Origin of the sequence: Paractinoplanes brasiliensis (assembly GCF_004362215.1) — a bacterium.
GTDB lineage: Bacteria > Actinomycetota > Actinomycetes > Mycobacteriales > Micromonosporaceae > Actinoplanes > Actinoplanes brasiliensis.
This window is the reverse complement of the sequence record NZ_SNWR01000002.1, coordinates 2328933-2341890: the sequence shown is the minus strand read 5'-3', so window position 1 is coordinate 2341890 and position 12958 is coordinate 2328933. Positions and strand designations below refer to the sequence as shown.

At 74.7% G+C, this 12958-nt stretch carries 7 protein-coding genes; 5 read left to right on the top strand and 2 right to left on the bottom strand.

Annotated elements, in window-relative coordinates; translation table 11 throughout:
• The first annotated feature begins 30 nt into the window (after window positions 1-30).
• The gene (locus tag C8E87_RS42535; RefSeq protein ID WP_239080200.1) at window positions 31-3237 is read left to right on the top strand and encodes a right-handed parallel beta-helix repeat-containing protein; all 3207 of its coding nucleotides are present in this window, start codon (window positions 31-33) and stop codon (window positions 3235-3237) included.
• An 18-nt stretch (window positions 3238-3255) separates the two neighbouring features.
• Entirely contained in the window at window positions 3256-3543 is a 288-nt protein-coding gene (locus C8E87_RS42530) for a YbaB/EbfC family nucleoid-associated protein (RefSeq protein WP_133879294.1), read from the top strand.
• Here the strand turns inward: C8E87_RS42530 and C8E87_RS42525 are convergent.
• A complete protein-coding gene (locus C8E87_RS42525; protein ID WP_133878967.1) occupies window positions 3530-6925 on the bottom strand; it encodes an ATP-binding protein in 3396 nt (1131 codons plus the stop codon). The two genes, C8E87_RS42530 and C8E87_RS42525, sit on opposite strands and share 14 nt — an antisense overlap.
• A 65-nt stretch (window positions 6926-6990) precedes the next feature.
• Entirely contained in the window at window positions 6991-9642 is a 2652-nt protein-coding gene (locus C8E87_RS42520) for an ATP-binding protein (RefSeq protein ID WP_243755202.1), read from the bottom strand.
• Window positions 9643-9988: 346 nt separating this feature from the next.
• On the opposite strand from C8E87_RS42520, the gene C8E87_RS42515 reads away from it, so the two are divergent.
• From C8E87_RS42515 to C8E87_RS42505, 3 genes are all read left to right on the top strand, one after another.
• Window positions 9989-10315: a hypothetical protein gene (locus tag C8E87_RS42515; RefSeq protein ID WP_133878965.1), complete on the top strand. Its 327-nt coding sequence runs from the start codon at window positions 9989-9991 to the stop codon at window positions 10313-10315.
• A 223-nt stretch (window positions 10316-10538) separates the two neighbouring features.
• The gene (locus tag C8E87_RS42510; protein ID WP_438866687.1) at window positions 10539-11072 is read left to right on the top strand and encodes a helix-turn-helix transcriptional regulator; all 534 of its coding nucleotides are present in this window, start codon (window positions 10539-10541) and stop codon (window positions 11070-11072) included.
• 5 nt (window positions 11073-11077) lie between these two features.
• Window positions 11078-12943 (top strand): hypothetical protein, encoded by a 1866-nt coding sequence (locus C8E87_RS42505; protein ID WP_133878963.1) that lies wholly within the window; start codon window positions 11078-11080, stop codon window positions 12941-12943.
• Window positions 12944-12958: the final 15 nt, after the last annotated feature.

Sequence of the window (12958 nt, the reverse complement as noted above, 5' to 3'; positions counted from 1 at the left end):
GGGCGCTGCGCGGGTGGGGGTGAGCGCGTCGTGACCCGGCATCTGGTGGTCGGTGGCGGGGAACCGGGGGCCTTCTCGACGATCGGCGCCGCCCTGGCCAGGGCCGAGGCGGGCGCCACCGTCACTGTGCACAGTGGCCGGTATGCCGAGAGGCTGGTGATCGGGAACCGGGTCACGATCAGCGCCGCCGGCGACGGGCCGGTTGAGGTGCTGGTCGAGGAGGGCAGCGTCCTGGTCGTGCACGGTGAGGGCGCCCACCTGCGCGGGGTCACGCTGGCCAGCGCCGACCCCAAGCTGGCGGCGGTCGACGTGTACGCCGGGGAGGTCGCGCTCGACCACTGTGTGGTCACCGGGGCGTCCTGGACCACGTTGCTGGCCCGGCTCGACGGCTCGCTCGCGCTGCGTGACTGTGTGGTGCGCAGTCCGGCCGGCGCGGGGGTCGTGGTCACCTCGGCCGCCCCCAGCACGATCGAGGACACCACGGTCACCGAGGTCGGCACGTCAGGGGTGGTGGTCACCGAGAAGGGTGTGCTGACCCTGCGCCGCTGCACGATCGAGGGCACGAAGGCGAACAGCGTCTGCGTCAACGGCGACGGCCGGCTCACCGCCGAGCAGTGCCGGATCAGCGACGCCGCCAAACCCGCCGTCGTGGTCGAGCAGCGCGGCTGGGCCCGCCTGCAGCGGCTCACCGTGACCGGCAGCGGCAACGTCGACCTGTTCCTGCGTGGCGACATCGACGTGCTGATCAGCGACTCGACCTTCACGGGGGCCGCGCTCCAGTCGGCCCACGTCGCCGACCGGGCCGCGCCGCGGTTCGAGCGCTGCGACTTCGAGGGCGCCGGGCACACCGCCGTACACGTCACCGGCAAGGCCAAGCCGGGTTTCACCGACTGCACGTTCGGCGGCGCTCCGACCGGCATCAGCGTGGAGGACGAGTCCGCGCCCCGGTTCGAGGGCGCCACGCTGAGCGCCCCGGTTGTGGTCGGCGGCTCGTCCGCGGTGGTGGTGCGGCGGCTGCGGGCGTCCGGCGCCGGTCTGTCGGTCAAGGGCGGGGCCACCCTGGACGCGACCGACATCGACATCGAGCATTCCCCGGCGCTGGAACTGACCGAGGGCGCCCGCGGCACGGTGCGGGAGGCGCGGTTCGGCGGCGCGGTCACCGCCGGCGGGAGCACGCTGGAGCTGCGGTCGGCGCTGGTCCGCGCGGCCGGCCTGCGGGTCACCGGCGGCGAGTTGAGGCTGCGGGACACCGAGATCACCGAGGCGCCGGGCGACGGCGTCGAGGCGGGTGCGGGCGCGGTGGTGCTGGCCACCGAGACCCGGATCCGCCGGGCCGGCCGGCACGGTGTCGCGCTGGGCGCGGGCAGCCGGGGCGAGTTCACCGACTGCGAGGTGCTGGGCAGCGGTGGCTCCGGGTTCGACGTCGAGACGACCGAACCGGTCACGCTGACCAGGTGCGTGGTGCAGGAGAGCGGCGGCCCCCAGGTACGTGAGGCGGCCGGCGCCGACGTGACCGGCGAGGTGCTGAGCACCAGCCGGACCCCGGCGCACCCCGAGGCGCCCGCGGCGGATCCGGCCGGCGAGGAGGAGCCCGCGGGCGAACTGGACGGCCCGCTGCGCGAACTGAACTCCCTGATCGGCCTCAAGGGGGTCAAGCAGGAGGTCACCGCGCTGATCAACCTGATCAAGATGGCCCAGGTACGGCAGCAGATGGGCCTGCCGATGCCCCCGATGAGCCGGCATCTGGTCTTCGCGGGACCGCCCGGCACGGGCAAGACGACGGTGGCCCGGCTCTACGGCTCGGTGCTGGCCGAGCTGGGCATCCTGAGCAAGGGGCACATGGTCGAGGCGGCGCGGGCCGACCTGGTCGGGCAGTACATCGGCTCGACCGCGATCAAGACGACCGAGCTGGTCACGAAGGCGCTCGGCGGCGTGCTGTTCATCGACGAGGCGTACACGCTGTCGTCGGGCACCGGGGGCGCCGGTCCGGACTTCGGGCAGGAGGCCATCGACGCGCTGATGAAGATGATGGAGGACCACCGCGACGAGCTGGTCGTGATCGTGGCCGGGTACTCGGAGCTGATGGAGCGATTCCTCGAGTCGAACCCGGGCATGGCGTCCCGCTTCACCCGTACGGTCGAGTTCCCCAACTACTCCGTCGACGAGCTGGTCACGATCACCTCGAACCTGTGCGGCAAGCACTACTACGAGCTGACCGACGACGCCGTCGACGCGCTGCGCGACTACTTCACCCGCATCCCCAAGAACTCGACGTTCGGCAACGGCCGTGTGGCCCGCAAGCTGTTCGAAGCCATGATCAACAACCAGGCGTCGCGGCTGGCCCTGGCGCCCCCGGCCAAGGACAACGAGCTGAACCGGCTCACCGCGCTCGACCTGGCCCCCGAGCTGGAGCTGCTGGAGAACCTGCCGGTCGAGCAGTCCGGCCAGCCCGACGTGGCCGGCAACCCGGCCGGCGCCGTCAACGCCACCCGCAGCTGGCGCCGGGTGTGCTCGCTGGTCGGCGCGACCCCCGTACGCGATGCCGTGGGCGAGGCGCTGCTGCAGGTGTGCGAGCTGCGCAACCGCCGACGGGCGTACGGGAAACAGGCGAACGTCCTGTTGACCGGGCCGGCCGGCAGCGGCCGCAGCGAGTTCGCCCGGCTGTACGCGGCCGGTCTGTCCGAGCTCGACCTGCTGCCGGTGGGCCAGCTCATCCGGGTCGGCACCGGCCGGGAACTGGCGCCGCAGTGGCCCGGCCAGACCCGCAGCCTGGTCGACGCCGCGATGGCCGACGCCGAGGGCGGGGTTCTGCTGGTGGACTACGCGGGCGACGACGGCACGGGCAGCGGCCCGGACATCGTGGCCGAGCTGGTCGGCGCCATGCGGCGGGCCCCCGGCGACCCGGTGGTCGTGCTGCTCGCCGAGCCGGACGCGGCCCGCGAACTCGGTGCCGTGCCGGGACTCGACGAGGTGTTCGGGCGGCGCTGGACGATGCCCGCCTACAGCACCGCCGAGCTGGCCGAGATCGTCGTACGGCATCTGGTGCGCCGGGGTCACGAGGTGCCCGACGACGTGCGGGCCGCGCTGGCCGAGATGGCTGCGGGGCTGCCCGAGCGTACGGTCCGGGCCGCGCACCTGCTGTCCTGGGGACTCACCCGCACCGCGGCGTCGCGAACCCTCGCGCTCGCCGACCTGACCGTCCAGCGGCACAGCGTGGGCCTGGCCGCGGTTCTCTAGGAGGTGGCCGTGCCCGGCATGGAGGAGTTCTTCGAGCGTGCTCAGGCGTTCGAGCAGCAGATGCGCGACGCCCAGGGCGACCTCGAGCGTTCGGTGGTGACGGGCCGTTCCGCCGACGGCACGGTCACCGTGCTCGCCACCGGCCTGGGCAAGCTGCAGGCCGTACGGGTGGATCCGGCGGTCTACGAGCAGCGGGACGCCGAGGCGCTGCAGGAGGCCATTGCCCAGGCCGTACGGGCGGCCGCCGCCAACGCCGGTCGCCTGGCCGAGCAGAAGATGGGGCCGGTCGAGATCACCCTGCACTGACCGGGTCGACGCCGTACTCGGAAAGCCGTCGCCGCAGCCGGCGCAGGTCCCAGCCCGCGCCCAGCCCCTCGAAGATCGCCACCGCCTCGCCGCCGGCGACCGCTGCCTCGTGCGGACGGCGGGCCGCGGCCAGCAGCACCGCGGCGTCCTCCAGCGCCGACGCCAGCTCGGCCACCCGCCCCGCCGCGCGGTACCGGGCCACCGCGGCCAGCGCCGGCGCCGGATCCCCGGTGAGCAAGGCCCGGCACAGCGCCGCGGCCGTGAAGGCGCGGGCCGGATGGACCTCGCGGTCGGCCTCGCCGGCACAGATCTGCCCGGCCCGCTCGGCGATGTCACGGCGTCCCGCCTCCAGGGCCAGCCGGGTCGCGGCGGGCAGCCACTGGTGCCGCAGCATCATCGGCGCGTACTCGGGCACCAGCAGCGGGCCGAGGATCTCGAGCGCGTCGTCGGCCCGGCCCTCCTGCTCGGCCACCAGCGACCGCGCCACCAGAAGGAAGTCGCAGCTCTCGCGTTCGGCGCCGCTGGCCGGCAGCGTCTCGGCCAGTTCCAGATGAGCGCGGGCCAGCACCGGGTCGTCGCGCCGGGCGGCGATCAGCGCGCCGACCCCGTGCAGCAGCATGCTGACCGCACCCGGCTCGCGCATGCCCAGGAAGGTGATCCCGGGCGCGTCCTCGGTGACCGCGTCCACCTCGGCCGTCGCGTCGTCCCAGCGGCCCCGCCAATAGAACTGCACCGCCGAGGCGACCGGCAGCCCCGACGGCAGCCGGTGCCGGATGGCGTAGAGCGCGGCCGACCGCAGCGTCTGCTCGGCCTCGTCCAGCCGGTCCAGGTTCTGCAGCGTGAACATGCGGTTGTCGAGCAGGTCGAGATACATGCCGGGCAGGTCCGGGTGGTCCTCCATCAGGGCCAGCGCGCGGTCGGTGTAGGCCAGCGCCCGCTCGTGATCGCGGCGGATCGAGTTGGTCAGCCAGGACGTCTGCAGCGCGTACGCGGCCTCGTAGAGCTGCCCGGAGCGCAGTGACCGCTCGTGGATGCCGGCGGCGGTCCGGTCGGCCCGGTCCAGGTCGTCGAGCGGACCGCGGTGGAAGTTGGCCAGCAGCACCCGGTGCCGCGTGTGCCAGATGCCCGGCGTACGGGTGTCCGTCATGGCGTCCTCGAGCACGCCGATCGCCGTGCTCGTCTCGCCGCGCCGGAACAGCATCGCGGCCAGCAACTGGCGCATCTCGGCGCGGTCGGCCGGGTCGGTGGCGAGCGCGGCCGCCTCCCGGGCCTCGTCGATCGGCCACCGCTCGTACCGGAAATCGAGTTTCACCAGGGCGACCAGCAGCAGCTCGCGGTGCCGGGGACCGGTCCGTTCGCCGGCCAGGGCGCCGCGCAGCAGGTCACCGGCGATCCGCGGCGCCCGCCGCACCAGCTCGGCGTGATGCTCGGCCAGCCACGACACCACCCACTCGTCGATCACCGGCGGCTCCGCGGCCAGCTGCTCGGCCACCCGGGTGACCGCGCTGACACCGCGACGGGCCAGCACCTCGGCGGTGTGCCGATGCAGACCGGCTCGTTCGCCCTCGGGGATGCCGTCGTGCAGGGCCTGCCGCAGGAACGGGTGCCGGAACGCCAGCGCCGGCCCCGCGTCCACCACGATGTTCGCGCTCAACGCCTCCTCGAGGTCACCCACCAGCTCGTACGGGGGTCTCCCGGTCACCGCGACCAGGTCCTCGACGGCGAACTGGGCGCCCAGCAGCGCGGCCATGCGCAGCACCTCGCGGGCCGCGGGGGAGAGCCGGCCGACGGTGGCGTACATCATCGCGAGCAGCGAGTCGGGCGCCCTCACCTCGACCGATTCGGGAATCTCGGCCGTGCCGCCGTGCACCTCGACCACGCCCCGCCGCTGCAGCGCGGCGGTCATCTCACGGGCGCAGAGCGGGTTCCCGCCCGAGCTCGGCACGACCGCGGCCAGGTTCGGGCCCAGCGCCGCGCCGACCTGCCGCGCCACCAGCTGCTCCAGGGCCTCGTCGGGCAGCGCGTCCAGCCGCAGCAGATGCCCGTGCCGGGCCTGCACCCGGCGGCGCAACTGGGACAGCTCGCCACCGTCCGGCTCGGCGCGGGCCGCGGCCACCAGCAGCAGCGGCAGACGCCGGGTCAGCGCGACGAGCCGGTCCCAGAGCCGCAGCGCCGACGGGCCGGCCCACTGCAGGTCGTCCACAACCAGCAGCAGCGGGGCGATCGCGCAGGCCGCCCGTACGTAGGACAGCAACCGGTCGGCCGCCGCGTCCTCGCCGTCGGTGTGCAGCGTGGCCGCCACCGCCGCAACCCGGTTGTCGGGCGAGGACACCTCCAGGCCCAGCGCGCGGATCAGCACCTGCAGCGGGACGTGCTGGTCGAGCTCGACCGCGATGCCCCAGGCGACCTGGCAACCGGCCGCGCCGGCGTCCGCGAACGCCGCCGTCAGCAGCTCCGACTTGCCGATGCCGGGCTCGCCCTCGACCCACACCGCCGCGCCCTGCCCGCCGGCCAGGTCCCGCACCAGCTCCCGCAGCCGGCTCACCTCGCTCTCCCGGCCGGCCAGCGGCGCCCGCGACCGGCCGTCGGCCAGTGCCCGGGCAACCTGCGGCGGCAGCAGCGACGGCACCGGATGCTCCTGCCGGGCGGCCGCGGCGGGCGCGCGCAACCGCTCGTAACCCTCGGTGAACCGGGCGCTCGGCTCGACCCCCAGCTCGGTCCGCAGCGTGTGCCGCGCCGAACGGTAGACCTCCAGCGCCTCGGCGCGCCGCCCGGCCCGGTCCAGGGCGATCATGAGCAGCTCGTGCAGCGGCTCGTGCAACGGGTGGTCGCGGACCAGCCCGGCCAGTTCGGCCACCACACCGTCGTCGCCGAGCTCGGTGAGCAGCCGCGCCCGCTGCTCGACGGCGGCGAGCCGCTGCTCGGCCAGCCGGGCGCGGGCCAGCTCGAAACGGGGGCCCGACAGACCCGCGTACGCGTCGTCGCCGTGCCACAGGCGCAGCGCCTCGTCCAGCAGCGCCACGGCCTCCTTGCCGGACCGCCCGGCGGCCTGCTCGCACAGCGCCGCGAACCGTTCGCTGTCCACGTCGTCGGCCGCCACCCGCAGCGCGTACCCGGCGGGCCCGGACAACAGGTGGCCGGCGCCGAGCACCCGGCGCAGCCCGGAGATGTAGGTGTAGACACTGCCCGCGGCGGTGGCCGGCGGTGACCCGCCCCAGATGCCGGCGATCAGCTCGTCACGGCTCACGTACCGGCCGGCCGCGGTCGCCAGCAGCGCGAACAGGGCCCGCTGCCGCGCCGCGCCCAGCACCGGCTCGTGCTCACCGATCCGCGCCCGCACCGGCCCCAGAACCCGTACGGTCAAACGCTCCTCGCCGTTCATGAGCGTCCCCCGATTCGTGCTCGCGCCGGCTCGTGATCCCGTACGGTCAATTGCTTCCCGCCCTTTCACGAGCGGTCGCCGGTCAGCGCCGGACGCGACCGGGTCAGACGGGTGTCGACCCGGGCCAGCAGGGTGCGCAGCGCCTCCGCCCACAGTGGAGTGATCCACGGTTCGCGCAGAGCCGTCCGGGCGATCTCGGCCGCGGTCTCGAACTGGCCCCGTTGCTCGTGCGACCGGGCCGCGATCCAGCGCATCTCACCCGCCAGGTCGTGGTCGGGGGTGCGGGCGGCCACCCAGCCCGCCTCGGCCGCCGCGTTGCGCCGGCCGCGCAGCAGCAGCCGGGCCAGCCACGCCGTCAGCGTCAGACGGCGGACGGGAGCCAGGGTGTGATGGGCGCGGACCCGCTGCAGCATGGTCACCGCGATCTGCGGCGCGCGCCTGGCCAGCGGCTCGACCTCGGCGGACAACCAGGCGGCGATGTTGTCGTCGAGCGGGACCTCCCCCGCGAGCAGTTGCGCGACGACCAGCTCGGGCGGCCCGGCGGCGGCCGCGATCCGGTCGGCGAACGAGCGGTGCAGGGCGACCCGCAGCGCGCCGGGCGTGCCCTCGTGCAGGGTGCGGGCGACCACCCGGTGCCGGAACTCGGCCCGGTCGCCGTCGAGGCGCAGCAGGCCGGCGTCACGGGCCGGGGCGAGCGCGGCGGCGACCTCGTCCGGGTCACGCTCGGTGACGACGGCCAGCTCGGACACCCGGGCGGCGACCGGATGCGGGCCGGGACGGGTCAGCTCGTACGCGCCGAGGAACGCGACTCCGCGCAGGGTGGCGCGGGTGGTCTCGGGCAGCGACGCCAGGTGCGCCCCGACCGCGGCCGCCGGGCTCGCGCCGGTCGGGTCCTCGGCCAGGTGCCGCAGATAGTGCGGGTTGCCGCCGGCGTCGTCGAGGATGCGGGCCAGCCGCCGGGGCTCGGGCGGTTCCGGCGCGGTGGCCCGGATCAGCGCGGTCGCGGCGGCGGGGTCGAGCGGGGGCAGGGTGACGACCTCGCCCTGCGGACCGGTCGCCTGGCGGGTGGTCGCCACCAGCAGCAGCGGATGCTGTGCGATCCCGGCGGTCAGGGCGGACCACACCCGTACGGTGAGGGGGTCGGCCCAGTGCAGGTCGTCGGCGACCAGAATCAGCGGCGCCTCGGCTGCGGCCTCACGCACGAGGGCGGCGGCCCGCTCCACGATGCCGCATGCATCGTCGTCGGTGGGCGGTTCGCGCAGGCCTGCCGCATCGATGCTGTCGGTCACATCCTGCAGGGGTGCGGCTTCCGTGTTCTCGGCCAGCTTCTGCGGGGGTGCCGCGTCCGTGTTTTCGGCCAGCTCCTGCAGGCGTGCCGCGAGGGCGTCGTCGACGCCGGTCGCGCTCTCGATCAGCACCCCGAGCGGCGTGCGCTGGGCCAGTTCGTCGCCGGTGGCCCAGCCGATCCGCTCGAACCCGTCCAGCGCGGCCGCCACCAGCACGGTCTTGCCCGACCCGGGGCCACCTTCGACCCGGACGCTGACGCCCCGCCCGGCGCGGGCCTCAGCGGCGGCGTGACGCAAGCGCCGCACCTGCTCGGTCCGTCCGATGAGGAACAGTCGCTGCCGCGGCACCGGAGAGCGGCGCGCATGGGGCAGTGCCGGACCGCCGGGCAGGGCGGTGCCGGCCGGCAGCGCGGAGGCCGGGCCAGGCCCGGACACGTAGCGGGCGGCGAGCAGCGAGCTTGTGGGGCCGGGTCCGGGCGGGGTGCGGGCTGCGAGCAGCGAGCTTGTGGGGCCGAGTCCGGACGGGGTGCGGGCGGTCGGCGGCGGGGTTGTGGGGCCGGGGTGGGCGTGGCTGTTGGGCGCTGCGGCCGTGCGGTTGGTCTGGGCGGTGGCTGTGGGGCGGAATTGGGTGGCTGCGGTGGGTGCTGTTCGGCGTCCGGTTCGGGCGGCGGTGGTGGGCGGCTCGGCCGTGCCGCCGGGCTGGATGGGCCCGGTGGGTGCTGAGGTTGTGAGGCTGGGCTGGGTGTGGGCGGTGGGTGCTGGGGTTGTGAGGCTGGGCTGGGTGTGGGCGGTGGGTGCTGGGGTTGTGAGGCTGGGCTGGGTGTGGGCGGTGGGTGCTGGGGTTGTGAGGCTGGGCTGGGTGTGGGCGGTGGGTGCTGGGGTTGTGAGGCTGGGCTGGATGTGGGCGGTGAGCGGCGAGGCTGTGGTGTGGCCGGCCAGCAGCACCGCGTGGCGGTCGGCGGTGGCCAGCCGCAGTTCGGTGAGCCGCAGTCGCTGCGCCGCGGCGAACGGGCCGGGCACCCCCGCCATCGGTTCGCCGTCACCCCAGAGCGCCAGCGCCGCCTCCACCGCGGCCAGCTCGGCTGCCGGGTCGCCGGCCGCGCGCTGCTCGCGGGCCGCCTCGCGCAACGCCTCGAAACGCAGCACGTCGACCGCTTCCGGCGGGACGTGCAGCTGATAGATGCCACCGCCCGAGGTGAGCAGCTGCCCGGCCGCCCAGCGGTCGCGTGCCGGTTCGAGCGCCTGGCGCAGCGACGAGACGTACGTGTAGACGTTGGCGGTCGCGCTGGCCGGGGCCTCCTCGCCCCAGACCGCGGCGACGAGCTGCTCGCGGGAGACGGCCCGACCGGCCCGCAGGGCCAGCACACAGAGCACCGCCGTACGGCGCGCCGAACCGAAAGCGACCTCCGCCCCGCCGACCGACGCGCGCACCGGTCCGAGAAGACGAAGGTCCAAACCCTCGCACTTCGCCGACATCTTTTGTTTACCTTGTCGCCAGGGGATCGCTCCCGCTTTTCCGGCTGGTGAAAAGCGTTTGTTCCGGCCGGTTTCGTTGTTCCCCCGTAATGCTCGCGGCGCCGCTCCACTGACGACAACAGTGACTGAGCTCACTGAATGCCGTCAATTTCCCGGTTCCGCGCCCTTATTCCTACTTCCCTTTGTCAAGCTTCTCCAAGAGGCGCGCCGGGATGTTCGCACGGGCGTCCGGCGGGGGTTATCCGGGCACCGAACTGCGAAAGCGCTTCCCCGTCGGGCGCGCGGCTGATGGACTCGACGCGTGCCGGCCGGACCCGACCTCACCACCAGCCCTTTCGCGGGCGAGCTGTTTCGCGTGCTCGCCGCCGAGGGGCGGCTCAGGCTGGACGCGGGCCAGGCCGACGCGGTGATCGCGGGCCTGGAGCGAACCCTGGCCGAGGTGCAGGCCCGCCTGCGTCTGCTCCGCGGGCGGCAGCAGGCGCCGCCGGGGGTGCGGGCCGAGCTCTCCGACGACACGGTCGACGCCGTCTTCGCTGATCAGCTGGCGCCGGGCCGCCTGGAATCGGCCGCGGTGGAGCTTCCCAAATACATCGAGGCCCTGCGCCAGGCCCGGCGCCGCCCACAGTGACCGAGCGAATATCCTCCGGTTACGCATTGACACCATTGATTTCCGAATCGGCGGCCGAGCCCGGCGCTTGGAGATTTTCTGAAGGTTGCCTCCGTTGACTGGCCGGCGTCACTCAACGCAGACGGAGGTTTCGGTGGAACGAGTTCGGGTGGTCCTGCAGGCTTCGGACCCGCTGAGCCAGGCAGGACTGACCGCCCTGCTGCAGTCCGCGCCGGAGATATCCCTGTTGCGTCCGGCCGAGCGCAACGACGCGCACGTCCTCGTGTTCGCCTACGAGCAGGTGAGTGCCGAGGTGGTGACGGTGCTGCGTCGCACCGCCCTGGAGACCGGCCTTCCGGTGGTGCTGGTGGTCAACGCGATCACCGAGAGCGAGCTGCTCGTCGCCATCGAGAACCGGGTGGTGGCGATCCTGCCCCGCGGCGCGGTCAGCGCCGAGCGGCTCGTGCACAGCGTGACGACCGCGGCCGCCGGCGGGGGAGTGCTCCCGCCCAACATGGTCGGTGAGCTGCTCAAGCACATCGAGCGGCTGCAGCGCGAGGTGCTCGCGCCGAACGGGCTCAACGCCTCCGGCCTGACCCCGCGCGAGGTGGACGTGCTGCGGCTGATGGCCGACGGCAAGGACACCCAGGAGATCGCGGGGGAGCTCTGCTACTCGGAGCGTACGGTCAAGAACGTCATCCACAACCTCACCCACCGGCTCAAGCTGCGCAACCGGTCACACGCGGTCGCGTACGCGCTGCGGGCCGGGATGATCTGAGCCGGATGCCCCGCCCCGCGCCGGTGACCCCGATCGGCCGCCACACCGTCGGCAACACGCTCGTGCTGCACGCCCGCGAAAAGATCGGCGCCGAGGCGTTGTCGATCGCCATGGGCATGCCGGCCGACCAGGACAACGACATCGTCGTGCTCGACCTGCACGACGAGCTGCCGATGGGCCTGTGGGAGGCGGTGGGCCGGCAGCTGCCGCGCCGCCGCCGCGGGATCCGGCTGGTCGTCTGCGGCGCCCCGCCCGACACGGTCGCGCTGGCCGGCCAGTGGCTCTCGGACCGGCTCGGCCGCCCGGTCACCGCGCCGCACGGGCACGTCGTACGGGGCAGCGCCGGCACCCTGTTCGTGCACGCCGCCCAGGACAGCGGCTGGGTGCGCCACCAGCCCGGCCACGGCCCCGGCTGGGCCGGGAAGCGTTATCCACGCCCGTCCTGGGACGCCTCCGCGGCCGCTTACCTGCCGACCGGCGCCCACGCCGCGGCCGAGCCCCTGCCCGGTGGCGTCTGGATCCACGACACGCGCGACGAGGCCGCCGTGGCCGCGCACTGGCAGTGGCTGTCCACCGCCGTGCCGTGCCAGCCCGAGACGCTGACCGTCGTGCTGGGCTGTCCCGGCACGCCCGAGCTGCCGCTGGACGACGTGGCCCGGTTCTGGCAGGGCCTGCCCGAGGGCGGCCGCCACCAGGCCCGTTTCGTCCACTACGGACCCGTACGGCTGGCCGGCGCCCCGCTCGGGCAGGCGCTCGCCGACCTGCTGGACGCGCCGGTGATCTGCTTCGGCGGCCTCCCGACCGGGCGTCCGGCCGAACCCCGCCTGGTCACCGTGCCGTTCGACGGCCGCCACGGCTGGGTCGCCCACACCCGGGAGCTGGGTTACCTGCCCCGCTCGGGCGCCACCCTGCCCCGGGTGCTCAGCCACCGCCCGCCGGACGCGGTGGGCGAGGAGATCTCGCCGCGCGTCTACCACTACACCGGCGACGCGGTGGTCGAGCTCATCCAGTCCGGGCTGTGGATCCGCCCGCCCGAGGAGCCCCGGCACGCCCGGCGCGTCCGGGCCCGGCTGGCCGACCCGGCCGACCACGCGGTGATCGTCGACGACGCCGACCCGGCGCTGGTTCCCCGGCTGCGCGAGCTGGCCGCCGACCTGGTGGCCCGCCTCGACCCGGCCACCCGCGACCGCAGCGTCCTCCAGCTGGCCTCGGCGGTCGCCGGCTCCGCGGGCCGCCTCCCCGCCCCGGCAGTGCCCGGCTCGGCAGTGCCCGCCGTGCAGCTGGCCTCGGCGGTCGCCGGCTCCGCGGGCCGCCTCCCCGCGCCAGCAGTGCCCGGCTCGGCAGTGCCCGCCCCAACAGTGCCCGCCTCGGCAGTGCCCGCCGTGCCCGCGCCCGCCGTGCCCGCGCCCGCCGTGCCCGCGCCCGCCGTGCCCGCGCCCGCCGTGCCCGCGCCCGCCGTGCCCGCGCCCGCCTGGGCGGTGGCGGACCCGGCCGTGGCCGAGTCGACCAGGCACCTTCCCGCCGTGTCCCTGGCGTCCGTGAACGAGCCGACCGTCGAGCTTCCCGTCGTCACAGCGGCCCGGCCGCCACTGGCCCTCCGGGCCCGCACCAGCGCCGAACAGTCGCGTCCCGCGGTCATGCGAGCCGCTGCAGAGACGCGGCCGACCGTCATGGGAGCGGATACGGAGGCCGCAGCGGCGCACCCGCCTGTCATCGAGGCCCGTGAGCCGCGCCCGGCCGCCCGGCAAGCCGCTGACGAGGAGCGTCCGGCCGTGCCCGAACCGCCTGCGCAGGACCCGATTCCGCTGGTCGTGGCGGCTCTGCACGCCCCCACGGTCGAGCACCCCCAGCTCTCGCGGGCAGCCGTATAGAAGTCACCTGTAACG

What these genes read in the sequence shown, in the direction of transcription:
- C8E87_RS42525 (WP_133878967.1), bottom strand. Translation starts at nt 6,925, where the DNA reads ATGAACGGCGAGGAGCGTTTGACCGTACGGGTTCTGGGGCCGGTGCGG.
- C8E87_RS42530 (WP_133879294.1), top strand. Translation starts at nt 3,256, where the DNA reads ATGGAGGAGTTCTTCGAGCGTGCTCAGGCGTTCGAGCAGCAGATGCGC.
- C8E87_RS42505 (WP_133878963.1), top strand. Translation starts at nt 11,078, where the DNA reads ATGCCCCGCCCCGCGCCGGTGACCCCGATCGGCCGCCACACCGTCGGC.